At 60.4% G+C, this 24,342-nt stretch carries 25 protein-coding genes, 1 tRNA gene and 1 pseudogene; 10 read left to right on the forward strand and 17 right to left on the reverse strand.

Translation table 11 applies throughout. From position 1 onward, the window contains the following. Positions 1-9: 9 nt before the first annotated feature. Positions 10-798 (reverse strand): methyl-accepting chemotaxis protein, encoded by a 789-nt coding sequence (locus BM300_RS31665; RefSeq protein WP_371914654.1) that lies wholly within the window; start codon positions 796-798, stop codon positions 10-12. Positions 799-867: 69 nt separating this feature from the next. Further along, a pseudogene (locus BM300_RS31670) lies at positions 868-1,644 on the reverse strand (MCP four helix bundle domain-containing protein); the annotation flags it as partial. A 790-nt stretch (positions 1,645-2,434) separates the two neighbouring features. Between BM300_RS31670 and BM300_RS07480 the strand changes: the two are divergent. Together BM300_RS07480 and BM300_RS07485 are read left to right on the forward strand one after the other, a co-directional pair. After that, positions 2,435-2,728, forward strand: a complete 294-nt coding sequence (locus BM300_RS07480) for a type II toxin-antitoxin system TacA family antitoxin (protein WP_063322521.1) — start codon at positions 2,435-2,437, stop codon at positions 2,726-2,728. Next, on the forward strand, positions 2,686-3,207 hold the full coding sequence (locus BM300_RS07485; protein WP_092462443.1) for a hypothetical protein: 522 nt from the start codon (positions 2,686-2,688) through the stop codon (positions 3,205-3,207). Before BM300_RS07480 ends, BM300_RS07485 begins: the two co-directional genes overlap by 43 nt. Before the next feature lie 240 nt (positions 3,208-3,447). On the opposite strand, the gene BM300_RS07490 is transcribed toward BM300_RS07485, so the two are convergent. From BM300_RS07490 to dapA, 5 genes are all read right to left on the reverse strand, one after another. Further along, positions 3,448-3,537 (reverse strand) — tRNA-Ser (locus tag BM300_RS07490). Positions 3,538-3,620: 83 nt separating this feature from the next. Continuing rightward, positions 3,621-4,334 (reverse strand): phosphoribosylaminoimidazolesuccinocarboxamide synthase, encoded by a 714-nt coding sequence (purC, locus tag BM300_RS07495; RefSeq protein WP_025212375.1) that lies wholly within the window; start codon positions 4,332-4,334, stop codon positions 3,621-3,623. 27 nt (positions 4,335-4,361) lie between these two features. Beyond that, complete coding sequence (locus BM300_RS07500) at positions 4,362-5,120, reverse strand: MBL fold metallo-hydrolase (protein WP_063322524.1); 759 nt, start codon at positions 5,118-5,120, stop codon at positions 4,362-4,364. 4 nt (positions 5,121-5,124) lie between these two features. Then, a complete protein-coding gene (gene bamC / locus BM300_RS07505; RefSeq protein WP_063322525.1) occupies positions 5,125-6,240 on the reverse strand; it encodes an outer membrane protein assembly factor BamC in 1,116 nt (371 codons plus the stop codon). A 17-nt stretch (positions 6,241-6,257) separates the two neighbouring features. After that, positions 6,258-7,136, reverse strand: coding sequence for a 4-hydroxy-tetrahydrodipicolinate synthase (gene dapA, locus BM300_RS07510; RefSeq protein ID WP_092148603.1), 879 nt, complete (start codon positions 7,134-7,136; stop codon positions 6,258-6,260). Between the two features lie 315 nt (positions 7,137-7,451). Here dapA and BM300_RS07515 point away from each other — a divergent pair, with 315 nt between their 5' ends. Both BM300_RS07515 and BM300_RS07520 read left to right on the forward strand, forming a co-directional pair. Continuing rightward, positions 7,452-8,012 carry a glycine cleavage system transcriptional repressor gene (locus BM300_RS07515; protein ID WP_003184325.1) on the forward strand — a complete coding sequence of 187 codons (561 nt, stop codon included), beginning with the start codon at positions 7,452-7,454 and terminating at the stop codon, positions 8,010-8,012. A 10-nt stretch (positions 8,013-8,022) separates the two neighbouring features. Further along, positions 8,023-8,496: a peroxiredoxin gene (locus BM300_RS07520; RefSeq protein WP_092224896.1), complete on the forward strand. Its 474-nt coding sequence runs from the start codon at positions 8,023-8,025 to the stop codon at positions 8,494-8,496. Positions 8,497-8,625: 129 nt separating this feature from the next. Here BM300_RS07520 and BM300_RS07525 read toward each other — a convergent pair whose 3' ends face one another. Continuing rightward, positions 8,626-9,696: an AI-2E family transporter gene (locus BM300_RS07525; RefSeq protein WP_063322528.1), complete on the reverse strand. Its 1,071-nt coding sequence runs from the start codon at positions 9,694-9,696 to the stop codon at positions 8,626-8,628. Between the two features lie 29 nt (positions 9,697-9,725). Next, complete coding sequence (locus tag BM300_RS07530; protein WP_014337032.1) at positions 9,726-9,965, reverse strand: sulfurtransferase TusA family protein; 240 nt, start codon at positions 9,963-9,965, stop codon at positions 9,726-9,728. A gap of 98 nt (positions 9,966-10,063) precedes the next feature. Here BM300_RS07530 and BM300_RS07535 point away from each other — a divergent pair, with 98 nt between their 5' ends. After that, positions 10,064-11,497 (forward strand): M48 family metalloprotease, encoded by a 1,434-nt coding sequence (locus BM300_RS07535; RefSeq protein WP_063322529.1) that lies wholly within the window; start codon positions 10,064-10,066, stop codon positions 11,495-11,497. Between the two features lie 61 nt (positions 11,498-11,558). Here the strand turns inward: BM300_RS07535 and BM300_RS07540 are convergent, their stop codons facing one another. The 4 genes from BM300_RS07540 to rpoE form a co-directional block, all read right to left on the reverse strand. Beyond that, a complete protein-coding gene (locus BM300_RS07540; protein WP_063322530.1) occupies positions 11,559-12,989 on the reverse strand; it encodes a DegQ family serine endoprotease in 1,431 nt (476 codons plus the stop codon). 234 nt (positions 12,990-13,223) lie between these two features. Then, a complete protein-coding gene (locus tag BM300_RS07545) occupies positions 13,224-14,171 on the reverse strand; it encodes a MucB/RseB C-terminal domain-containing protein (RefSeq protein ID WP_092148609.1) in 948 nt (315 codons plus the stop codon). 12 nt (positions 14,172-14,183) lie between these two features. Further along, positions 14,184-14,771, reverse strand: coding sequence for a sigma-E factor negative regulatory protein (locus tag BM300_RS07550; RefSeq protein ID WP_039010798.1), 588 nt, complete (start codon positions 14,769-14,771; stop codon positions 14,184-14,186). A 31-nt stretch (positions 14,772-14,802) separates the two neighbouring features. Continuing rightward, a complete protein-coding gene (gene rpoE, locus BM300_RS07555) occupies positions 14,803-15,384 on the reverse strand; it encodes an RNA polymerase sigma factor RpoE/AlgU (protein WP_003172477.1) in 582 nt (193 codons plus the stop codon). A 559-nt stretch (positions 15,385-15,943) separates the two neighbouring features. Between rpoE and nadB the strand changes: the two genes are divergently transcribed. Then, positions 15,944-17,560, forward strand: a complete 1,617-nt coding sequence (nadB, locus tag BM300_RS07560; protein ID WP_092462445.1) for an L-aspartate oxidase — start codon at positions 15,944-15,946, stop codon at positions 17,558-17,560. On the opposite strand, the gene BM300_RS07565 is transcribed toward nadB, so the two are convergent. Together BM300_RS07565 and BM300_RS07570 are read right to left on the reverse strand one after the other, a co-directional pair. Then, positions 17,529-17,981, reverse strand: a complete 453-nt coding sequence (locus BM300_RS07565; protein ID WP_063322533.1) for a protein YgfX — start codon at positions 17,979-17,981, stop codon at positions 17,529-17,531. The two genes, nadB and BM300_RS07565, sit on opposite strands and share 32 nt — an antisense overlap. Continuing rightward, on the reverse strand, positions 17,965-18,219 hold the full coding sequence (locus BM300_RS07570; protein WP_003184348.1) for an FAD assembly factor SdhE: 255 nt from the start codon (positions 18,217-18,219) through the stop codon (positions 17,965-17,967). Before BM300_RS07570 ends, BM300_RS07565 begins: the two co-directional genes overlap by 17 nt. A gap of 149 nt (positions 18,220-18,368) precedes the next feature. Here BM300_RS07570 and BM300_RS07575 point away from each other — a divergent pair, with 149 nt between their 5' ends. Both BM300_RS07575 and BM300_RS07580 read left to right on the forward strand, forming a co-directional pair. Beyond that, positions 18,369-19,310 carry a CAF17-like 4Fe-4S cluster assembly/insertion protein YgfZ gene (locus BM300_RS07575; protein ID WP_092148614.1) on the forward strand — a complete coding sequence of 314 codons (942 nt, stop codon included), beginning with the start codon at positions 18,369-18,371 and terminating at the stop codon, positions 19,308-19,310. 35 nt (positions 19,311-19,345) lie between these two features. Continuing rightward, positions 19,346-20,167, forward strand: coding sequence for an HDOD domain-containing protein (locus BM300_RS07580; RefSeq protein WP_092148617.1), 822 nt, complete (start codon positions 19,346-19,348; stop codon positions 20,165-20,167). Positions 20,168-20,349: 182 nt separating this feature from the next. On the opposite strand, the gene BM300_RS07585 is transcribed toward BM300_RS07580, so the two are convergent. Together BM300_RS07585 and BM300_RS07590 are read right to left on the reverse strand one after the other, a co-directional pair. Further along, on the reverse strand, positions 20,350-21,741 hold the full coding sequence (locus BM300_RS07585; protein WP_092148620.1) for a sensor histidine kinase: 1,392 nt from the start codon (positions 21,739-21,741) through the stop codon (positions 20,350-20,352). Beyond that, the gene (locus tag BM300_RS07590) at positions 21,734-22,405 is read right to left on the reverse strand and encodes a response regulator (RefSeq protein WP_092462446.1); all 672 of its coding nucleotides are present in this window, start codon (positions 22,403-22,405) and stop codon (positions 21,734-21,736) included. Before BM300_RS07590 ends, BM300_RS07585 begins: the two co-directional genes overlap by 8 nt. A gap of 426 nt (positions 22,406-22,831) precedes the next feature. Here BM300_RS07590 and BM300_RS07595 point away from each other — a divergent pair, with 426 nt between their 5' ends. After that, the gene (locus BM300_RS07595) at positions 22,832-23,824 is read left to right on the forward strand and encodes a Bug family tripartite tricarboxylate transporter substrate binding protein (protein ID WP_003198777.1); all 993 of its coding nucleotides are present in this window, start codon (positions 22,832-22,834) and stop codon (positions 23,822-23,824) included. A gap of 55 nt (positions 23,825-23,879) precedes the next feature. Next, positions 23,880-24,341 (forward strand): tripartite tricarboxylate transporter TctB family protein, encoded by a 462-nt coding sequence (locus BM300_RS07600; protein ID WP_063322539.1) that lies wholly within the window; start codon positions 23,880-23,882, stop codon positions 24,339-24,341. The last annotated feature ends 1 nt before the right edge of the window (position 24,342 follow it).

The following is a 24,342-nucleotide window of genomic DNA, read 5'->3' on the forward strand; positions in this document are numbered from 1 at the left end:
CCTCCTGCTTCAGGTGCGGAAGCGGCCGATCAGTTCTGCCAGGTTTCTCGACAGGCTGGAAAGCTGTTGGCTGGCATGCATGCTCTGGGCAGAGTTCGCTGCCGCTTCGTTGGACAAGTCGCGGATATCGGAGATGTTGCGGGCGATCTCTTCGGTGACGCTGCTTTGCTCCTCGCAAGCACTTGCGATTTGCGCGGCCATGTCATTGATCTGCTGGATCGAACCGCCGGTACCGCTAAGCACCTGATCGACACCCGCGGCACGTTCGACGCTATCGCGGGCCTTGGTGCTGCCCACGTGCATGGCTTGTACAGCCTTGGCGACACCGCTCTGCAACCGCTCGATGCGAACCTGAATGTCCTTGGTCGAATCCTGTGTGCGCGCCGCAAGCGCCCTCACTTCATCGGCCACCACGGCAAAACCGCGGCCCTGCTCACCGGCCCGCGCGGCTTCGATGGCAGCGTTCAGCGCCAACAGGTTGGTCTGTTCGGCAATGCCACGGATCACCTCAAGCACGGCGCCAATACTGGAGGTTTCCTGGGCCAATGCCTCGATCGTGCCCGAAGCGCTCTCCACTTCCTGGGCCAACTGACGGATCGATTCGATGGTACTGCTGACCACCTCGGCACCGTCACGAGACTGGCTGCTCGCCTGTTGCGCGGCGCCCGAGGCGTTCGCCGCGTTATGCGCGACTTCATGCACCGCTGCGCTCATCTGGGTCGCAGCGGTGCTGACCTGATCGAGCGCCGCATGTTCGCTGCTGATCAACCGGTCATTCGTCGCGGCCATATCGGCCATGGCGCGGGCGGCGGAATCTACTTCACCTGTCACCCGTCCAACCTCGGCGATCAACGGCTGCAACTTGTCGAGAAAGCGGTTGAAGGCGCTGCCGAGCTGGCCCAACTCATCGGCCGAGCGTACCTCCAGACGCCCTTTCAGATCGCCGCCGCCCTCGGCAATCTGCTCGACGCGGTGCAGCAGTCGACGCATAGGGCTCAGCACCACAAGTGGCAGAACGACAAGCACCAGGATGCAACCAAGCAAGCCGACCAGCAGAATCACGCCTTGATGCACGCCGACCGTCTCACCGTTTTCAATCGCTGCGTCGCCTTCGCGATGCGACGCCGCATCCTCTAGCTCACCCAGCTTGTCGATAGAGTCGCGCATGGTTTCGAACAGGCGCTCACTGTCACCAAAACTCAGGGCACTGGCGCCCTGCGGATCGCCTACAGACAGTTCGAGGACCCGCCGCGACACCTGCATCCATTTCCCGAAGCTGTCATTGAACTGACTGACCAACGCCTGCGCCTCGGCACCGGGCTGCATCGCGGCATATTTCTGCACGCGGTCATAAGCCTGCTTCGCATTCTCGCCATGACTGGTGCTCAGCGCTTTCAAATGCTCGTTTGCATGACCATCCAGCAGGCTGCGCTCGGCGACGAAAGCCTGATAAAGATCACGGTCGGCGTTGAGCAGCAGGCTGATCGCCGGCAGATAACGCTTGGTCAATTGCGTACTGGATTCAGTCACCTGACCGATACCGCGCATGCCCGCCCACCCCATCAGCACCAGCAACACAGCCAGGAATGCGATCGGAAGGGTGATTTTCCAGCGAAAGCCCAGATCGGCAAAAAACCGCAGCATGGGGTGTCACTCCTTTCATGGGGATTAACCTACCTATCGGCAGCCATGCCTTGAGCTATAGACCATTAGTCCAATTGTTACAAAGCTTTGGGTCTGGCAGACACCGGGGTTATGCAGGTCGCTGAGGGGGGGTGGCGGGATAAAAAAAGGCGGGGGGAGGCAATAGCTGCGGGAGTTTTCTGACACTTCCCGCCCACATAATTTAGGGAGTTTTCTGACTCATCATCTGATTGATGATTTTTCCAGAAGAGCTCTATAGTCCAAGCGTCGTTCGTAAGAGCGGCTTGGGTTTGTCGACGATCGGGTTTCCTCGGGATTTCGTACAGAGTCTAGCGCTTGGCGGACGCAATACCTCCCGCGTCTCACTCGATCCAATGGTCTCGGCCCGCGAATGCCTGGGCTGCCAATACTCTATTGGCAAACAAAGCCGGCACCCAGATCGCTATGGGCTGTACAACTTTCGTCGCTCACCCGAACGGATGGGATTGGCTGAGCCGCATCGAGCGGTTGAAAATGGTGGGGGGGTCTCGGACTGGATGCGACCCAACCTTGCGAAGGCTTTCAGTGCCCGGAACGCCCGTTGATACGCGGGTCGCGGAGTGGGTTTGACGGGGTTGCCAGCGGCGCAGCCCGTATAGCCAAACGATACACACGTATAGACAATAGCTACACGCTGATATAGTGTTAACCACGAAGCCGACTCAACGGCATCGAATCTAAATCGATAGATCTTTCCAACGACTGATCACATTAAGCGAAGCACCGAGGCACCTCCAAGGCGGGAATCAACATGACCGTAAATATTGAAAAAATCGAAAGATCCAAGCCCGTCCCCATCAACATGAGGGCGGATGAAAAAAAACGGAACCTGATCGATTTGGCAGCTGCCATGTCTGGTCGTGATCGAACCAGCTTTATCTTGGAAGCTGCTTGTCAGAAAGCAGAGGAAGTCATCCTTGATAAGCGGCTGTTCCTTCTCGATGACGTTGCATTTGACGCATTTGAACAGGCCTTGGAAGCCAATCCAATTCAAGGTAACAAATGTCTGCTTCAACTTCTCGAAAGGCCCAAACCGTGGAGCTGAGGGCTCCAGAAAAGCTGAACGACGACCACATCCTGGACGAGTTCGATTCAGGCGTAGCGTCGATCAACGATTATCTTCAAAAAACGGCGCGTAAAGCCCAAGCCGCCAAGCAAGCCGTTGTGTACGTTGTCTGTCGCAAGAACACGTTGGTCGTCATGGGCTATTACACACTGTCGAGTGGATCGATTGCTCGGGAGAATGTCGTTCCGAAAAGCCGTCAGCGCAATTCCCCAAGTGTGCACCCAGTGACCTTGTTGGGACGCATGGGCGTCACTGAGGCAGCACAAGGCCGGGGCTTCGCTATCGGCTTGCTTCAAGATGCGGTTGAACGAGCAATTATCGCGTCTGAAACCATCGGTTCTACTGCAATGATTGTCCATCCGCTTGACCAGCGTCTGTCGGACTTTTATGCCAAGCACGCAGGATTTATACCGTGCTCAGGGCTTTCACCTATTACGCTGATGTTGCCACTCCGATAGCTTTTTGACGGACCACGCCCCATCCCAAGGTCCACAGTATATCGACGGCTTAGCATGTTCATCCGCACCGCATCAGAGTGCCGGGGATCGGCGCTTTTGCGAATTGCTCACGCTGTCCAAGCGAAACAGGGTCTGTCCCCGTTTTCCCGATGGGTTCCAGTCATGCCCCGGACCAAACGCCAGAAACGAAAAAGCCCCTGAAATGTTCAACCATTTCAGGGGCTTAGTCGTATTCAATAATGGCGGAGAGATAGGGATTTGAACCCTAGGTACTGTCGCCAGTACAACGGATTTCGAATCCGTCCCGTTCGGCCACTCCGGCATCTCTCCAGTGGCGCGCATCATACCAGCACATTCGCCGGAAGCGAACCCCCGAGCGAAATTTTTTCCGTGCTATCAGATGCTTGCGTCGATTACAGCGGCACACCCAGACGCTGGGCGACTTCTTCGTAGGCTTCGATGACGTCACCGAGGCCCTGGCGGAAGCGGTCCTTGTCCATCTTCTTCTTGGTGTCCTTGTCCCAGAGGCGGCAGCCGTCCGGGCTGAACTCGTCGCCCAGGACGATGGAGCCGTCGCTGAACACGCCGAATTCAAGCTTGAAGTCCACCAGCAGCAGGCCGGCGTCGTCGAACAGCTTGGTCAGTACTTCGTTGACCTTGAGGGACAATTCCTTCATGCGGGCCAGTTGCTCGGCGGTGCCCCAACCGAATGCCACGACGTGGGATTCGTTGATGAACGGGTCGCCCTTGGCGTCGTCCTTCAGGAACAGCTCGAAGGTGTAGGGGTTGAGTTTCATGCCCTCTTCCACGCCCAGGCGCTTGACCAGGCTGCCGGCGGCGTAGTTACGCACGACGCATTCGACCGGGATCATGTCCAGCTTCTTGACCAGGCATTCGTTGTCGCCCAGCAGCTTGTCGAACTGGGTCGGCACGCCGGCGGCTTCGAGCTTCTGCATGATGAAGGCGTTGAACTTGTTGTTCACCATGCCCTTGCGGTCCAGCTGTTCGATGCGCTTGCCGTCGAACGCCGAGGTGTCGTTGCGAAACAGCAGGATCAAGCGGTCAGCGTCGTCGGTCTTGTAAACCGACTTGGCTTTGCCGCGGTAGAGTTCTTCACGTTTTTCCATGATGGGCTCCGCTTGCTAAGTAGTGGGCTAGGCGATATGTCGCCAGTCGAGCCCTGAATCTTGATCGGCCAGTTGCAGCCAGTCCGGGTCGCACCCGAGGGTGTCGACAAAACATTGCCGGGCCAGCTGCGGCAGGTTGTTCTTGCTGCTCAGATGGGCCAGGACCAGGTGTTGCAGGCCTTGCCAGCCCAACTCGGCCACCAGGAACGCTGCCTGGTGGTTGTTCAAATGCCCGTGTTCCCCGCCTACCCGTTGCTTGAGGAAGTACGGGTAGTAACCACGCGCCAACATGTCGCGGCAATGGTTGGACTCGATCATCAACGCATCGAGGTCCCGATAACTGTCCATCACCCTGTCGCAATACGACCCCAGGTCGGTCAACAGCCCGAAGCGCCGCTCGCCGTCGCTGAACACATATTGCGTCGGTTCCCGGGCATCGTGCGCCACGCTGACCACGCTGATATCCAGGCAACCGATGCGCAGTTGCTCGCCACCGGCCACGAAGCCGGCCGGCTCGATGGGCTTGCGCAGGCCTGCCAGTGTCCCACGGCTCAGGTACACCGGCAGATTGTAGCGCCGAGACAGCAAACCCACGCCATGCACGTGGTCGGCATGTTCGTGGGTCACGAGTATCGCGCTCAGTTGCGCCGGGTGCACCCCCAGGCGCAACAGGCGCTTCTCGGTTTCCCGCAGGGAGAAACCACAATCGACCAACACATACGTGCCGGCGCTGGCTACCAGCGTGCCGTTCCCTTGGCTACCGCTGCCGAGAACGGAAAAACGCATCGGATCAGCCCAGGTTGTCCTGAATCACGCCCAACACCTTGCGGGCCACATCAGCCGGCGCCACGGTATTGATGTTCTTCTCGACGGTGACCTGGACGTTGTCGCCGACCTTGCTCAGGCGAACCTGATAACGCTCGGCGCGCGCCTCGATTTCTTCCTTGTCCGGCTTGCTGCCGAATAGGCCACTGAAGAAGCCAGGCTTCTCGTCTTTCCTCTCGGCCTTTTCAGCGAGGTTGATGTAGTACAGGCCCAGGCTGCGGTTGATGTCTTCAACGCGCCACTCGCCCTGCTCCAGCGCGCGGCCAACGCTCGACCAGGCACGGTCCAGGTCGGAGCCGACGTTGAGCACCGGGTTGCCGCTGCCGTCTTCGCTCAGGCTGACGCGGCTCGGCGCATCGAACTCCTTGGACGCCAGCATCGAGACCGAACCGCCCTGCTCCGCGTTACGACTCATGCTGGCGAGCATGTCGTCCACCAGCGCAGCGTCGAGGCCGGTATTGACCGAACGGTTGGTGAAGGCCACGTCGGCGGTGCTGCCGGCAGGTCGCTCGGCGCTGACCACATAGACCTCACTGGTGTTGCGCTGCACGCCCGGCTCGATACGCACCCGCACGCGGGTTTCGCTGTCGGCCGCGACACCGGCGGCGCTCATGCGCTTGGCCATGGCAGCAGACAGTTCATCGGAGCGCTGCCAGGTGGTGGTGAATTCGCCAGTTTGTGGGCGCTGTTCGTCCAGGCGGAAACCGTTGTCCTGGAAAAACTGGATCGCCACTGGCCAGACTTCGGCCGGTGGATGCTGGCCCATGACCCAGCTGGAGTCGCCGCTCTTCTGCAGGGTGTAGTCGCTGGCATCGGCCACGGCCGACAGCGGCTGTGGACGTGGGACGATGTATTCGCCCTTGACGCTGTCGTCAGCGACGTTGCGCGGGATCGGCAGCAGCGGATCAAGGCGCTTGGCGACGCTGACGTCTTGCGGCAGTTGCATCGGTGCAGTCTGTTGCGCCTGCAGGTAATCGCTACCACGGTCGCGGAAGTAACCTTCCGGTCCCCAGATCCATCCGCAGCCGCTGGTGCTGGAGATAATCAAGGCAAGTGCGGAAAGTCCGGCCATTCGCTTCATGCGTTGTACTTCCTCAATTAAACCAGGACGCCGGACCGGCGCATGGCCTGCCGCAGCGGTTCGTGACAGGGGGTGCTCAGCCAGGTCAGTGGCAGGCGGATGCCTTCGTGCATCAGGCCCATTTCAACCAAGGCCCACTTCACCGGAATCGGGTTGGCCTCGATGAACAGGTCCTTGTGCAACGGCATCAGTTTTGCGTTGATTGCCCGCGCAGTCTCGGCGTCGCCCTTGAGCGCGGCCTCGCACAGGTCGGCCATTTCGCGCGGAGCAACGTTGGCGGTGACGGAGATGTTGCCCTTGCCGCCCAGCAGGATCAGCTCGACCGCTGTCGGATCATCACCGGACAGCACGATGAAGTCCTTGCTCACGCCATCGAGGATGGCCTTGGCGCGCTTCATGTCGCCGGTGGCTTCCTTGATGCCGATGATGTTCGGCACGGTGGACAGGCGGATCACGGTCTCGGCCTGCATGTCGCAGGAGGTGCGGCCGGGAACGTTATAGAGGATCTGCGGGATATCGACGGCTTCGGCAATGTGCTTGAAGTGCTGGTACAAGCCTTCCTGGGTCGGCTTGTTGTAGTACGGAACGACCAGCAGGCAAGCGTCGGCACCGGCTTCCTTGGCGTTGCGGGTCAGCTCGACGGCCTCGCGGGTCGAGTTGGCGCCGGTGCCGGCGATGACGGGGATGCGACCGTTGACCTGCTTGACCACGGCACGGATGACTTCGATGTGCTCATTGACGTCGAGGGTTGCCGACTCGCCGGTGGTACCGACAGCGACAATGGCATGGGTGCCGTTCTCAAGGTGGAAGTCCACGAGTTTGCTGAGGCTGGCCCAGTCAAGATGCCCTTGTGCATCCATGGGTGTGACCAGTGCCACCATACTGCCCGCAATCATGAAACCGCTCCTGCCGGAAAAAGAGAGCGGTAATGGTACTGGCGCCAAGATGCTTGTACAAGCGAACTACCATTCCCCTTGGCGATGGTTTTCGCTACCCTTCAGGCTTTGATCGGTACCGACAAGCTCATATGCCGGTTTCCAGCCTCCGTTTTCGTCGCCGCAAGCCCCGATCCCGGGTTTGTCCCGGTGCGTTCCAGCTGTCGTGGAATGCAGCGCAACCCCGGGCACAAGGCTTGAGCCGTTCGTTTTTCCGGGCCTGGCGCTGTATCGAGCGGCAAAAGTACCGACCGCTCATCGCTTTAGGAATGCTGCATGTCCACCCCCACAGTCCGCGAACAATTCCTTGTTATCAGTGCCCTTGGCGCCAACCCCATGGAGCTGACTAACGTCCTGTGCCGCGCCAGCCATGAAAATCGCTGCGCCGTCGTGACCTCACGTCTGACCCGTCACGGCGAATGCAGTGCGCTCGTGCTCGAGATCTCCGGCAGCTGGGACGCCCTGGCTCGCCTGGAAGGCAGCCTGCCGGTGCTGGCCAAGAAGCATGCCTTCACCGTCAACGTGGTGCGTAGCGCCGCGCTGGAGAACCGTCCCCAGGCCCTGCCCTACGTGGCCTATGTGAGCTCGGCCTACCGTCCGGACATCATCAACGAGCTGTGCCAGTTCTTCATGGACCATCACGTCGAGCTGGAAAACCTGACCTGCGACACCTACCAGGCCCCGCAGACCGGCGGCACCATGCTCAATGCCACGTTCACCGTGACCCTGCCGGCCGGCACCCAGATCAGTTGGCTGCGCGATCAGTTCCTGGATTTCGCCGATGCGATGAACCTCGATGCCCTGATCGAACCGTGGCGCCCACAAAACCCAATGTAAGGAAGCGTTCATGGCCGTTGCAGTCGACCAGCCGGTTACCGATTTCCAGGCACCCGCCACCAGCGGGCAGACCATCAGCCTCGCCGCCCTCAAGGGCAAACAGGTGGTGATCTACTTCTACCCAAAGGACAGCACCCCGGGCTGCACCACCGAAGGCCAGGGTTTTCGGGACCAGTATGCGCAGTTCCAGGCCGCCAACACCGAAGTGTTCGGCGTCTCCCGGGACAGCCTCAAGTCCCACGAGAATTTCAAGTGCAAGCAGGAGTTCCCGTTCGAGCTGATCAGCGACAAGGACGAGGCCGTCTGCCAGTTGTTCGATGTGATCAAGCTGAAAAAACTCTATGGCAAGGAATACCTGGGCGTTGATCGCAGCACCTTCCTGATCGACAAGAACGGCGTGCTGCGCCAGGAATGGCGTGGCGTGAAGGTGCCGGGGCATGTGGATGCGGTGTTGGCGGCGGCTCAGGCCCTCGACAAGGGCTGAAATTCTCGCTGCCTGTACTGGCGCCATCGCGAGCAAGCTCGCTCCCACATGGGATCTGTGATGTTCAATAGAACCCTGTGGGAGCGAGCTTGCTCGCGATGAGGCCATCAGCCCCAACCGATGGATCAGCTACAACAACGGCGCGACAACCGGCTCCTTGCTCGGCCACGCATCCAGCACCGCCTTGAACAGGGTCGCCAGGGGGATCGCGAAGAACACACCCCAGAACCCCCACAGCCCGCCAAACAACAGCACCGCACAGATGATCGCCACCGGGTGCAGGTTCACCGCCTCGGAGAACAGCAGCGGGACCAGCACGTTGCCGTCCAGCGTCTGGATAATCCCGTAGACCGCCATCAGGTAGATGAACTGATCGCTCCAGCCCCACTGGAACAGCGCAATCAAGGCCACCGGCACGGTCACCACCACGGTGCCAACGTAAGGCACCACCACTGAAATGCCCACCAGCAGCGCCAGCAGGGCGGCGTAATTGAGCCCCATGGTCACGAAACCGATATAGGTCACGCCGCCGCAGATGAAAATCTCGATGACTTTTCCGCGAATGTAATTGGCGATCTGCCGATTCATCTCCTGAGCCACTCGGGTAATCAGCGCCCGCTCACGCGGCAGGTAGCCTCGGACCCAACGACCGATCATTTCCCGGTCCTTGAGGAAGAAGAACACCAGGATCGGCACCAGCACCAGGTAGATCATGATGTTGACCAGAAGCGGCAGGCTGGACAGCGAAAACGTCAGCGCCCATTGGCCGAACTTGCCGATCTGGCCGCGCACGACTTCAATGGCTTGCAACACCTGCTCGTCGGACACCAGATGCGGATAACGCTCGGGCAACAGCAACAGCACGGACTGCCATTTGGCAAGCATCCCCGGCAACTCGTTGAAGAGCGTCACCAACTGGTGCCAGAGCAGCGGCACGATCACGATTATGAACACCAACAACAAGCCCATGAACAGGGCGAACACCAAGCCCACCGCCACCGCACCCGGCAACCGCAAGCGCTCCAAAGTCGTGACCAAACCTTGCATCAGGTACGCCAGCACCATCCCCGCCAGCACCGGCGCGAGCATGCCGCCCAGGGTGAGCACGGCGGCAAAGGCCAGGAACAGCAGCACCGCCAGGACCACAGCTTCTTCATCGGAGAAGTAGCGCTGGATCCAGTCGCGTAACACTTTGAACATTAAAAATCCTTAAGAGACGCTGTGGGTTTTCAGGCCTTTTTCAGCCAGTAACGGTAGACGCCGTTATCGTCTTCTTCACGCAGCAGCGTATGACCGGCCAATCGGGCGAAGGTGCGAAAATCACGTTGCGAGCCCGCATCCGTGGCGATCACCTTGAGCACACTGCCGCTGGCCAGGCGATTGAGTTCCAGCTTGGCCTTGAGCAACGGCAACGGACAGTTCAGGCCGCTGGCGTCCAGTTCGGCATCGTGGGCTACAGCATCGGTCATGGGTTCACTCCGCGGCAGATCGTTGAGCGGCCTAGAATATCTGGTCCCGGGCCCGGTGTCCGGCTACAGTAAGGTCTTTGTCGACTAAGGCTTCGTGCATGACATTTCTGCGCCCCACCCTGCTGACGCTCGCTTGCCTGCTTGCCTCACCGGGCTTCGCCGACGACCTGCCGTCACTTGGCGATGCCAGTTCTGCCATCGTCTCGCCAGAACAGGAGCACCAACTGGGCCGCGCCTGGCTGGCCCTGCTGCGCAGCCAGGTTTCACAGCTCAACGATCCACAGCTCAAGGACTACGTCGAATCCAGCGTCTATAAACTGGTGGAAACCAGCCAGGTCAACGACCGACGCCTGGAGTTCATCCTGATCAACAGCCCGCAGCTCAACGCCTTCGCCGCACCTGGAGGAATCGTCGGGGTCAACGGCGGCCTGTTCCTCAATGCGCAGACCGAAGGCGAATACGCCTCGGTCATGGCCCACGAACTGGCGCACTTGTCACAACGCCACTTCGCCCGCGGCGTCGAAGCCCAGCAGCGCATGCAAGTGCCAATGATGGCCGCACTGCTGGCCGGCATCGTGATTGCCGCCGCCGGTGGCGGTGACGCCGGGATCGCGGCCATCGCCGGGACCCAGGCCGCGGCCATCCAGGAACAACGGCGTTTCTCGCGCCAGAACGAACAGGAAGCCGACCGCATCGGTATCCAGAACCTTGAAAAGGCCGGCTACGACCCGCGGTCCATGCCGACCATGTTCGAGCGCCTGATGCGCCAGTACCGGTTCGACGCCAGGCCCCCGGAATTCCTGCTGACTCACCCGGTGACCGAATCCCGGATCGCCGACACCCGCAACCGCGCCGAACAGGCCAAGCCGGGCGGTATCGAGGACAGTGTGCGCTATCAACTGATTCGCGCACGGGTCCAGTTGATCTATGAAGAAACCCCGGGCCTGGGCGCCAAGCGCTTCCGGGCGCAGCTGGATGAGAACCCGAAGAACGACGTGGCGCGCTATGGCCTGGCGATCGCGCAGATCAAGGGTGGCCAGTTGAATGAAGCACGGGAGAACCTCAAGCCGTTGCTGGCCAAATCGCCCAACGAGATCATCTACAACCTCGCCCAGGTGGACCTGGACATCACCAGCAACAAACTGGCCGACGCTCAATCCCGCGTCGACCGGATGCTGGGCCAATACCCGGGCAACTATCCGCTCAACCAGGTGCGCGTCGACCTGCTGCTCAAGCAGAACCGCCCCGCCGACGCCGAGAAGGCCCTGGAAAACTTGCTCAAGACCCGTCCGGACGATCCGGATGTCTGGTACATGGTGGCCGAGACCCGCGGGCTGTCGGGCAATATCATCGGCCTGCATCAGGCTCGTGCCGAGTACTTCGCACTGGTGGGCGACTACCGTCAGGCCATTCAGCAGTTGGACTTCGCCAAACGGCGCGCCGGCACCAATTTCCCCCTGTCGTCACGCATCGACGCCCGGCAGCGGGAACTCATGGAGCAGGAACGCATGGTCAAGGACATGATGGGCTGAGCATTTGCCAGACAATAAAAAACCGCCTCTATCGAGGCGGTTTTTTTGAGCCGCTAACCGGTCATTCGGCCAGCTTGAAGGTGATGAAGCTCGCACGCCCCTGGCGCAGGACCCGCATCGAGACCGAACGATTCTTCGGCAACGCCTTGGCGATGTCGGTGAACTCCTTGGCGGAACCGATGGCCTGGTTGTTCAGGTGCGTAATGATATCGCCCGGCTGAAGACCGATCAGGGCGGCAGGACCATCCTGCACCTCCTTGATCACCACACCGCCCTGAAGCTCCAGGGTGCGCTTCTGCTCTTCGGTCAGCTCGGCCACAGCCACGCCCAGACGGTTGCTGCTGCGCTCGACGCCAGACTTGGGCAGCGAATCCAACTCCTTGCCTTCTTCAGGAATGGCGCCGACGGTCAATTCGACGTTCTTGCGCTTGCCTTCACGAATCACTTCCAGATTGGCCTTGGCACCGGCCTTGAGGGCACCTACCAAGTGCGGCAGGTCGGCGGACATGACGATCGGCTGACCATTCATGCTCAGGATCACGTCACCCACTTGCAGGCCGCCCTTGGCAGCCGGGCCACCTTCCTGGATCTGCGCCACCAGCGCACCGGCCGGTTTTTCCAGCCCGAACGACTCGGCCAGATCCTTGTTCACTTCCTGAATGACCACGCCCAACCAGCCGCGGCTCACCTTGCCTTCGCTTTTCAGTTGATTGGACACGTCCATGGCAACGTCGATCGGAATCGCGAAGGACACGCCCATGAAACCACCCGAACGGGTATAGATCTGGGAGTTGATGCCGACGACTTCACCCGCGAGGTTGAACAGCGGGCCACCGGAGTTACCCGGATTGATCGGCACGTCGGTCTGGATGAACGGCACGTAGTTTTCGTTCGGCAGGCTGCGACCGATGGCGCTGACAATACCCTGGGTCACGGTGTGGTCGAAGCCGAACGGCGAACCAATGGCCACGACCCATTGGCCGGCTTTCAGGTCCTGGGATTTGCCCAGCTTGAGCACGGGCAGATCCTTGCCTTCGATTTTCAACAGCGCCACGTCGGAACGCGGGTCGGTGCCGATCAGCTTGGCCTTGAGCTCACTGCGATCGGCCAGGCGTACCAGGATTTCGTCGGCATCGGCGATCACATGGTTGTTGGTCAGGATGTAGCCATCAGACGAAATAATGAAACCCGACCCCAGGGATTGCGCTTCGCGCTGGCGACCACCGCCAGGCGAACGGGGTTGTTGCGGCATGCCGCGTTCGAAGAACTCACGCAGCATCGGCGGCAAACCTTCCAGGTCTGGCATTTGCTGGTCCGACACGCGGCGATCCGGCAGCTTCTGGGTCGTGCTGATGTTCACTACGGCGGGCGACGCCTGCTCGACCAATTGCGTAAAGTCGGGCAACTCGACCGCCACGGCAGGAACGGCCTGGCCGAGCACAAGCACGGTGGCAAGGATAGAGAGATAGGTTTTCAAGCGTGGTATCGACATACGGCTCCCGTTACGACGAGCATGGTTAAGCGATATGGAGCAAGGAATACCAGGAAAAGATACGCCGGTATTTTTGTTCCGGAAACAGACAAGGCCAGGGCCGAGCGGCTCTGACCTATAGAAAAAAAGCTGGGTTTTTGCAAATGAAAATACTGACAGGAAGTTTCGGCATTTCGATCAAGCCCTGGCATCATCAGCCTCTCGCACAATCGAACCACCCATCCAGCCAGCAGGCTATTGAGTTGCCGTGACGTCGGAGCGCATGGAAAGCGCAATCCGTTCCGCCGTACCGATAGGAATCTCGCCGACCACCGTGACCATCATCTCGCCCTGGGGCGTCGTGAGCCTGCGGGAGACGGCAGCCGTCGGGCCGAGCTGAGTACGGGTGTCAGTGGCGTTGGCACCGTTCAACGGCTCCAGGAACACCGAGAAGCGCGCCAGGCCATCGTCGTACATCAAGCTGTTGACCTGGACCTGAGTGTCCGGGTCCTTGCGCACGGCACTGCTGGACAGCTCGAACCCAGGCGGAAGCCAGTCCGAGTGCCAGGCGGCTTTCACCGCGACGACCTTGGCGGAATCCTGCGTGACAGCCTTGCATTCGGCGCTGGCTTGCAGATCACCGTCTGTCGGCGCGGCGACATTCAAGCGGGTGAACTGGAAACGTTCGAGCAACTGGCCCTTGTCATTGAGCAACAGGGACTTGAGCGGCAAGCCGGTCTCTTTATCCAGGTGCAGCTCAAAACCATAGCGATGCTGGTCCTTTGGCGTCATCGCCACAATGACCGCTTGACGCCCGGCCACGCGCGACTTGCCAATGACGGCCAGGTCATACCAATTCTTGAGTTTTTGCGGATCGAGCGCACGTGAGGTGCCGTCAGGCGTATTGCCCAGCCCCGCGATCAAGGAGCCACTGACGCATTGAGTATGCCCATCAATGCGCAGGACTTCCTGTGCCGAGCCGTCGAGCTGGAGTAACCGCTCGCGGACTTTGCCATCCTGGACGCGATGCCAGATGTTATGGGTAGAAAAACTACCGTTGCGCTCGTAAACGAAAGTGCCCTGGAAGCTCTGCTGCTGCTCGGCTTGACTCAGGCGATTCAACCAATCCTGAGCCTCATCGGCATGGGCTGGAATCGCACACCAGCCACCAAGCAGAAGCGTGAATAGAGGTATGGCGCGCAATGGTTTTCCTTATTAACGATTTTCCATGCTGGCTGCACGGGCGTAAGGCAGTGCGCTTTCAGTACCTTTCAGGGCAGCTTGCTGAGCATGCTGACGCAGGTAGTTGGGCAGACGCTGATCATGCCAGCCAGGTTGGCCTTGCAGAACACCATTGACCATTGGGCCTGCGGTTTCCGAGCCTTCGCTGTAACCGGCCAGTACCGCTGGGCCCTTGACCTGTGGAGCGGCCAGGCCAGGCTGGTTGGATTGCTGCGCCATCTGCACGCCGGCAATCTCATCCTGGTTGTACAGGCGCACACCGGCCAGTACGGCCACGGTGACCGAAGCGGCTACTGCCAGGCGACCCAGGCTGCGCCATGGTCCGCGAGAGGCTTTAGCCGGTACGGCTTCGTCAGCCAATGCAGCGGAAACGGCCGCAGCGATGTCCAGGCGTGGAAGCAACAAATCCTTGTGCATCACGGCCCGGGCGATCTGGTAACGAGCCCAGGTCTCACGGGTTTCAACATCGTCGAAGGCATTCAATACCCGACGCAATTCCAGTTCGTCCGCTTCGTTATCCATCACTGCGGACAGCGATTCCTGCAGGGCTTCACGACTCATGGCGTTCCTCTCTTGGCTGTCGCCGCTGTCTCTAGTTTTCCTGCAACAAAGGTTGCAGGGCTTTATCAATGGCCTCCCGGGCGCGGAAGATCCGGGAGCGCACGGTGCCTACAGGACATTGCATGACGCTCGCAATGTCTTCGTAACTCAGACCGTCGAACTCGCGTAAAGTTAAAGCCGTACGCAAATCTTCGGGCAATTGCTGGATGGTTCGATGGACGGTGCCTTCGATCTCATCCCGCAGCAACGCACGTTCTGGTGACTCGAGATCCTTGAGGCCATGATCGCCATCATAGAACTCGGCATCCTCAGAACTTACATCGCTATCCGGCGGCCGGCGGCCGCGTGAAACCAGATAGTTTTTCGCCGTGTTGATGGCGATGCGGTAAAGCCACGTATAAAACGCGCTGTCCCCGCGAAAATTACCAAGTGCGCGGTAGGCCTTGATGAAGGCTTCCTGAGCGACATCCTGCGCTTCATGGGTGTCGTGCACGAAACGCACGATCAACCCGAGAATTTTGTGCTGGTATTTAAGCACTAGCAGATCGAAAGCTCGCTTGTCGCCGCGTTGGACGCGCTCGACCAGCTGCTGATCCTCTTCCTGGGTTAGCATGAACACTCCTCGATAAGCTCGAAGGAGGCTTGCATTACTAATTGACCGGGCTTGCAAACATAGACTCGGGCTTTTCGCAAAAGTTCTCCCCCTTCCAAGCAAGTTTCCGGCGCGCTCTGATCTCGGCACGCACGAAAAACGCAGCAGGAGATTCCCCGGCTGCGCGAATAATCTGTCACCGGGCCTGACGGCAGAGACTCCAATCGAAATCTTGCACCAACCCGACGCTGCTCCCTTTTGCAGACAACCGTCTATTGAACGTAGGCGCTTGGCAAAAGTTCCCGCTATCTATAGCGCTGTACACTGAATATCAGGCAACCGTGACGAGATAAACAGCGTTCTGTCCTCGAAACGGCGGCCTTATCGACGTTGTACCCAAACCGGCAATCCGACGAAGCGTGTCGCTTTTCCGTCACGCTGGTTTCACATTGCCATGAATGCCCGGCTATTGTGCCGATCCCCCCCTCTATATACTAGTGGGCTGCGTGGCTGCCTGACCCGTTGAAGCGGTGTCTTGCGCCAACCCCGACCCGGGTCGCCTTGAGCGGAAACCATTCGAATGAGCCAACAGTTTCAACACGATGTTCTGGTAATCGGCAGCGGAGCCGCCGGATTGAGCCTTGCGCTGACTTTGCCTGCGCATTTGCGCATTGCAGTACTGAGCAAGGGCGACCTGGCCAACGGTTCGACCTTCTGGGCCCAGGGCGGCGTCGCAGCCGTACTGGACGATACCGACACCATTGAGTCCCATGTCGACGACACCCTCAACGCCGGCGGTGGCCTTTGCAATCCACAGGCGGTGCGTTTCACCGTGGAACACAGCAGGGAAGCCATCCAGTGGCTGATCGACCAAGGCGTACCGTTTACCCGTGACGAACAATCGGGCACCGAAGACGGCGGTTTCGAGTTCCACTTGACGCGCGAAGGCGGTCACAGCCATCGACGCATCATCCATGCGGCCGACGCCACCGGTGCAGCGATCTTCAAGACCCTGCTCGCCCAGGCGCGACTGCGGCCGAACATCGAGTTGCTGGAACAGCGCGTCGCGGTCGACCTGATCACCGAAAAACGCCTGGGCCTGGACGGCGATCGCTGCCTCGGTGCCTACGTGCTCAATCGCGGCACCGGTGAAGTCGATACCTACGGTGCGCGCTTCGTCATCCTGGCGTCCGGCGGCGCAGCGAAAGTCTACCTTTATACCAGCAACCCCGACGGCGCCTGCGGCGATGGCATTGCCATGGCCTGGCGTTCGGGTTGCCGGGTGGCGAACCTGGAGTTCAACCAGTTTCACCCCACCTGCCTCTATCACCCGCTGGCCAAGAGTTTCCTGATCACCGAAGCCCTGCGTGGCGAAGGGGCCCACCTGAAACTGCCCAACGGCGAACGCTTCATGCAACGCTTCGATCCGCGCGCCGAACTGGCGCCGCGCGACATCGTCGCCCGGGCCATCGACCACGAAATGAAGCGCCTGGGTATCGATTGCGTTTACCTGGACATCAGCCACAAGCCCGAAGCGTTCATCAAGAGCCACTTCCCGACGGTGTACGAACGCTGCCTGGAGTTCTCCATCGACATCACCAAGCAGCCGATTCCGGTGGTGCCGGCAGCGCATTACACCTGCGGTGGCGTGATGGTCGACCAACAGGGCCGCACCGACGTGCCTGGCCTGTACGCCATTGGCGAAACCAGCTTCACCGGCCTGCATGGCGCCAACCGCATGGCCAGCAACTCGCTGCTGGAATGCTTCGTCTACGCCCGCTCGGCGGCGGCAGACATCCTGGCGCAATTGCCGCAGATTGCCGTTCCAACCGCCCTGCCCTCGTGGGACGCCAGCCAGGTCACCGATTCGGATGAAGACGTGATCATCGCGCACAACTGGGACGAACTACGGCGATTCATGTGGGACTACGTGGGCATCGTGCGCACCAACAAGCGCCTGCAACGAGCACAACATCGAGTGCGCTTGCTGCTGGATGAAATCGACGAGTTCTACAGCAACTATAAAGTCAGTCGCGACCTGATCGAACTGCGCAACCTGGCCCAGGTGGCCGAACTGATGATTCGCTCGGCCATGGAACGCAAGGAAAGCCGGGGGCTGCATTACACCCTCGACTACCCGAACCTGCTGCCCGAGGCACTGGACACTATCCTGGTGCCGCCCACCTACGCCGACTGAACCTGAGCTGCACCCGCAGGCGCCGATGAACATCCGGCGCCAGCGCGTCGCGCGGCACACACACCGACCGGACCCGCCGTTCACCCTGCACGCGAAAACGCAGCACGACGATCATCGGCAGCGCCAGGCTATCGGGGCGCAGTTGCACAGCCCGCCACCCATCGGCCCGGCTCCAGAGTTGCCAGCCAGCGGCATTACGACGCAACCCGCAGAAAGCCCGGCGATGGGTCAGCACGACATATCGGGGGATCACCCAGGCACCATGGGCCAGGCACAATACAATGCCAAGCGCTGCGAACCAGGATGGGACGGACAACAGGCACAACGAACCCAGGGCGAACACCTGGGCCAGCAGATAAGCCGCCAGCAGTTGCCCGGAGGCCTGCCAGCGGCATTCGAAGCGATTACTTGGGCTGGACACGGTCCAGAATCATCCGGACCATGCGCTGCAACTCAGGGTCTTCGGATTCACTGCGCTCCATGAACCAGCCGAACATGTCCTGATCCTCACATTCGAGCAGGCGGACATAGCACGCGCGGTCCACTTCATTGAGATGGGGATAGACCTCTTTGACGAATGGCACCAGCAACACGTCCAGCTCAAGCATGCCGCGGCGGCTGTGCCAGTAGAGGCGATTCAGTTCAACATCTTCGACCATGGAGCGCTCCTCAAATAGAGCGCAAGTATACAGGCCCCGCCGCAGTGGAACAGACAGCTTTGGTCGGGCACCACCGATCCTTTGTGAACTACCCATTTCAAGGGCGCCCCCTTATGATGTCTACCAGACCTTTTATCCTGCGATGACCCATGGCTGATTCCGCTTTTTTCTGCACCCTGTCCCACGAAGGCGTCCTCGCGGTCCGCGGCGTGGATGCCAGCAAATTCCTGCAAGGCCAATTGACCTGCAACCTCGACTACTTGAGCGACAGACGAGCCAGCCTCGGCGCCCGCTGCACCCAGAAAGGCCGGATGCAATCGAGTTTCCGCATTCTGCTTGAAGGTGACGGTGTATTGATGGCCATGGCCACCGAGTTGCTCGAACCGCAACTGGCCGACTTGAAAAAATATGCCGTGTTCTCCAAGTCCAAGCTCACCGATGAAAGCGCGGCCTGGGTTCGCTTCGGCCTGGAAAACGCCGACAAGGCGCTGACCGACCTGGGCCTCGAACTGCCGAGCGACACCGACAGCGTGGCTCGCCATGAAGCCTTGATCGCCATCCGCGTATCTCCCGGTCGCGCCGAATTGTGGGCCCCTGCCGAACAGGCACAGACGCTGCGAACCCGCCTGGGCGCAGAACTGGCCGAAGCGGACCTGAACCCCTGGCTGCTGGGCCAGATCCGCGCAGGAATCGGCCAGGTCATGCCGGCCACCCGCGAACTGTTCATCCCACAGATGCTCAACCTGCAAGCCGTCGGCGGCGTGAGTTTCAAGAAAGGCTGCTACACCGGCCAGGAAATCGTCGCCCGCATGCAATACCTGGGCAAGCTCAAGCGACGCCTGTATCGCCTGCAACTGGACGCCAGCGAACTACCGGAGCCCGGCACAGCGCTGTTCTCCCCCACGCATGGCAGTTCCATCGGCGAAGTGGTGATTGCCGCCCGCGGCGAAGGAAATATTGAACTGCTGGCAGTATTGCAGGCCGAAGCAGCAGAAGATGACAATCTGCACCTCGGTGCCTTGGAAGGCCCACGCCTTCAACTGTTGGACCTGCCTTACGAACTGGATCGCGACCGCGAAATCCAGCGCTGATCGCAGCATTTGCCGCAATACCCTAGAGAACCGAAATGAGCGATTTGGCGGATAAGGTCCAACGGGATTTGGTGCAAGCCATCGATAACGATGACTTGGTTCTGCCGACATTACCGGAAGTGGCCCTGCAGATTCGCCGGGCCGCCGAAGACCCGGAAATCAGCGTCAGCAACCTGAGCAAAGTGATCGGCCGCGATACGGCCCTCTCGGCACGCCTGATAAAGGTGGTCAACAGCCCACTGCTGCGCGCCACCCAGGAAGTCACCGACCTGCACACGGCCATCACTCGATTGGGCGTCAACTACAGCAGCAACCTGGCCATCGGCCTGGTCATGGAGCAAATTTTCCACGCCCGCTCCGAGGTGGTGGAACTGAAGATGCGCGAGGTCTGGCGCAAGAGCCTGGAGATCGCCGGCGTCAGCTATGCGCTGTGTCGCGGTTACACCCAACTCAAGCCCGACCAGGCCGCGTTGGGTGGGCTGGTGCACCAGATCGGCGTGTTGCCGATCCTGACGTATGCGCAAGACAACAATGAATTGCTGTCGGACCCGGTCAGCCTCAACCACGTCATCGAAACGATTCACCCGGTACTGGGGGACAAACTACTTAGCGTCTGGGAGTTTCCGGAGCGGTTGGTGAAGCTGCCGGGGCTGTATCTGGATTTCACCCGGGATTCCAAGCAAATCGATTATGTCGACCTGGTGCAGGTCGCGGCGCTGTATTGCTACAAGGACACCGATCACCCGCTCAGCCGAATTGATGTGTTTTCAGTCCCGGCTTTCAAGAAACTGGGGATCGACCCGGACAACAAGGCCCGCTGCGTGGATATCGAAGAAGCGCGGTCGATGTTTTATTAAGCCCAGCCTGACAAGCAGGAAATCTGGGCCAGATGCTGACCTGTGGTGAGGGGATTTATCCCCGTTGGGCTGCGAAGCGGCCCCCAACGACCGAACAGACACACCGCAGTGATAGCAAATCCTGGGGCGCTGCGCGCCCGACGGGGATAAATCCCCTCGCCACAACAGTGTTCGGCCTTGGCTCAATCTGAACCTGGGATAAAACTCACCCGCACCTTCAACCCCCGCTCAAGCCCATCATGCAAGGTAATCTGCGCCAAGTGGGCACGGCAGATTTCACCCACGATCGCCAACCCCAGGCCGGAGCCGGCCACTTGCTGGTTGCGTCGATAGAAGCGCTCGAACACCCGATCCCGCTCGTGCAGCGGAATGCCGGGGCCATCGTCCTCGACCTCCAGCACGGCCGGCGCAGAAACCCGCAAGATTACATTGCCGCCCGACGGGGTATGGGCCAGGGCGTTGTCCACCAGGTTGCTCAACAACTCGTTCAACAAGGTCGGCTCGCCCCGCAACCACACAGGCTCGTCGGCTTCCAGGGCCAGCGCCACCCCTCGGGCATGGGCCAGCGGGGCCATGGCCATGCCCAACTCACGAGCCAACTGACTGAGATCAAGCAGTTGCGCGCCGCCCTCGGCAATGGCCCGGGCGCCGTTTTCCACACGCGCCAAGGACAGCAATTGGTTAGCCAGGTGGGTTAACCGGTCAGTACCTTGGGCCGCAGTTTCCAGGGTCTCACGCCAGGTCGCCGGTTCGCTGGCTCGCAAGCCCAGCTCAAGGCGGGCCTTGAGTGCAGCCAGGGGCGTACGCAATTCATGGGCGGCATCGGCAATGAATTGCGCCTGGCGTTCGAATTGCCCGCGCAGACGCTCGGTGAAATGGTTGAGGGCGCGCACCAACGGCCAGAGTTCATGCTGCACTTCCACCAGGGGCAATGGCCGCAGGTCATCCGACTGGCGCTCTTCCACCGCCGTGCGCAAGCGTTCCAACGGGCGCAATGCCGCGCTGACTGCAAACCACACCAACAGCAGCGCGCCCACGGCCAGCATGCCCAGGCGCAACAGCGTGTCGGCCATCAGCCCGCGGGCCATGCTGACCCGCGCCTCTTCAGTCTCCGCTACACGAATTTCCGCCATGCCGTTCATGTTCGGCTCGCTCACGGCCTTGAGCAGGCTCACCACCCGCACGTTCTGGCCCTGATAGCGAGCGTTGTAAAAGCGCGCCAGGGCTGGGTAATCGTCCGTGCGCGGCGTGCCGGGCGGCGGACCGGGGAGGTTTTCATAGCCGGAAATCAGCTTCTTGTCGATGTCATTGACCTGGTAATAAATGCGTCCGGCGCTGTCGTAGGCGAAAGTATCCAGGGCCACGTAGGGCACATCCGCACTGAGGCTGCCGTCACGCGCCGAAAGGCCCGCAGCGATGGTCCGTGCCGAAGCCAGCAGGGTCCGATCGTAGGCGGTGTCGGCAGCCTCACGACCGTTCCAATAGGCGCTCAAGCCGCTGGCGAGCATCAATACCACCAGCAGCAGCGCGAGGTTGCGAAGCAGCCGCCAGCGCAGGCTGTCGGGCTTATGCATTGCGATTTTCCAGCAGGTAGCCCAGGCCGCGGAACGTCACGATCGCCACCGCATGACCATCGAGTTTCTTGCGTAGGCGATGAACGTAGATTTCGATGGCGTCGGGGCTGGCCTCTTCGTCCAGGCCGAACACCTGGGCCGCCAGTTGCTCCTTGCTCATCACCCGCCCCGGCCGGGCGATCAACGCCTCCAGCACGGCTTGCTCACGGGAGGTCAGCGTCAACAGTTCTTCGTCGAGGGTAAACCGGCGGGTGTCCAGGTCATAGACCAGCCCGCCACAGCGCTGCTGGCGCTCGCCGCCCAGTACGCTGCGGCGCAACAGTGCCTTGACCCGGGCCTCCAGCTCAGTGAGCTCGAATGGCTTGGCCAGGTAATCGTCGGCACCGAGGTTCAGGCCATGGACGCGGTCCTTGACGTCGCTGCGAGCGGTCAGCATCAGTACCGGCAAGGTCTTGCCACGGGCCCGCAGACGCGCCAACACCTCGAAGCCGTCCATGCGCGGCAGCCCGACATCCAGGACCGCCACGGCGTATTCCTCGCTGCTCAAGGCCAGGTCGGCCGCGACGCCGTCGTGCAGCACGTCCACGGTCAAACCGGCACTCTTGAGCGCTTGGGCAACGCTTTCGGCGAGCTGCAGATGGTCTTCGACGAGCAGAACACGCATGGGTTTTTCCTCGATTCAGGGATGGCCGACGCCATTCTTTGGCGCGGAGTTTACAGCCGCATCCGCCACTGTGAAGCCAAAAAACACGCTGAAAGCTTTTGAAAGGTTAGCGAAAGGTTGGGCCGTTAGAGTCCCTTTACGGATAGTTTCGACTGACCGTCGCGGCGCCCGATCGCGAATGAAAAATGCCACGAAGCATTTTCGTCCTGAATAAGAAGAATAAAAGCGGAGTATTCACCATGCTGTCCATGCAGCTACAGGCCCCAGCGCCTGCTCGCCCTTCTCGCTTCAACCAGACCGCCTTGGGCGGTGTCGCCCTGCATTCAATCCCGGTAATGACCTGCGCGCCCCGTCAGCGATGACTTGGGCGGGATCTGTCAACGACACATTTTCACCACGCATAACAACAATCCTGTGGAGACAACAATGAACCTTTCACTGCGTAAAGTAGCCCTGGCCGCCGGATGCCTGATGTTCGCCGGGCAGTTGCTCGCCGCTGATCCATCCAAGGAGCCCAAGCGCCCCGAATGCATCGCCCCGGCGGCACCGGGAGGCGGCTTCGACCTGACGTGCAAACTGGCGCAAAGCGCGCTGGTGAACCAGAAACTGCTGACCAAACCCATGCGTGTGACCTACATGCCCGGCGGTGTCGGCGCGGTGGCGTACAACGCAGTGGTCGCCCAACGCCCGGCCGACGCCGGCACGCTGGTGGCCTGGTCCAGCGGTTCGCTGTTGAACCTGGCGCAAGGCAAGTTCGGTCGTTTCGATGAAAACGCCGTGCGCTGGCTGGCGGCCGTTGGCACCAGCTACGGCGCCATCGCGGTAAAGAGCGATTCGCCCTACAAGAACCTCGATGATCTGGTACAGGCCCTGAAGAAAGATCCAGGTTCCGTGGTGATCGGTTCCGGCGGCACCGTCGGCAGCCAGGACTGGATGCAAACCGCCCTGATCGCCAAGGCTGCCGGCATCGACCCGCGCAAACTGCGCTACGTGGCACTCGAAGGCGGTGGTGAAATCGCCACAGCCCTGCTCGGCGGCCATATTCAGGTCGGCAGTACGGACATTTCCGACTCCATGCCGCACATCCAGAGTGGTGACATGCGTCTGTTGGCGGTGTTCTCCGATAAACGCCTGGACGAGCCGGAAATGAAAGATATCCCGACCGCTCGCGAACAAGGCTACGACATCCTCTGGCCAGTGGTCCGTGGCTTCTACCTCGGGCCAAAGGTCAGCGACGAAGACTACGCCTGGTGGAAAGACGCGTTCGACAAACTGCTGGCTTCCGAAGAATTCGCCAAGTTGCGCGACCAGCGCGAGCTGTTCCCGTTCGCCATGACCGGCCCGGAACTGGATGCCTATGTGAAGAAACAAGTGGCTGATTACAAGGTGCTGGCCAAAGAGTTCGGCCTGATCCAGTAACCGTCTCTGTTCTCGCGGCGGCGCCGGCACTGTCGGCGCCGCCCAGGAGTTAGTCATGCTCACCATCCAACGTATTTTTGCCGCGGTGCTGCTACTGGCCTGTATCGGCCTGGCACTGATGGCCTGGCCCTATCAAGCGGCCTTTTCCTACGAACCGGTCGGCCCGCGCGCCTTCCCCTTGCTGATGCTCGGGCTGATGGGGCTGGCATTGCTGTACATGCTGTTTCGCCCGACGCCCATCGTGCATAGCGACGAAGACCCGCACCTGGACCGCGAAACCTTGCAGAAAATCGGTATCTGCGTGGTGCTGCTGCTGGTCTTCGCCGGCACCTTCGAACCCTTGGGCTTCATTCTTGCCAGCATCCTGATCGGCGTGCCGATGGCGCGCCTTTACGGCGGTCGCTGGGTGCCCAGCGTGGTGATCATCAGCCTGATGGCCATCGGTCTTTACCTGTTGTTCGACAAGCTGATGGACGTGCCGCTGCCCCTGGGCCTGCTCGACGTCCTGGAGAATTGAT

Origin of the sequence: Pseudomonas sp. NFACC46-3 (assembly GCF_900114515.1) — a bacterium.
In the GTDB taxonomy this organism is placed as follows: domain Bacteria; phylum Pseudomonadota; class Gammaproteobacteria; order Pseudomonadales; family Pseudomonadaceae; genus Aquipseudomonas; species Aquipseudomonas fluorescens_Q.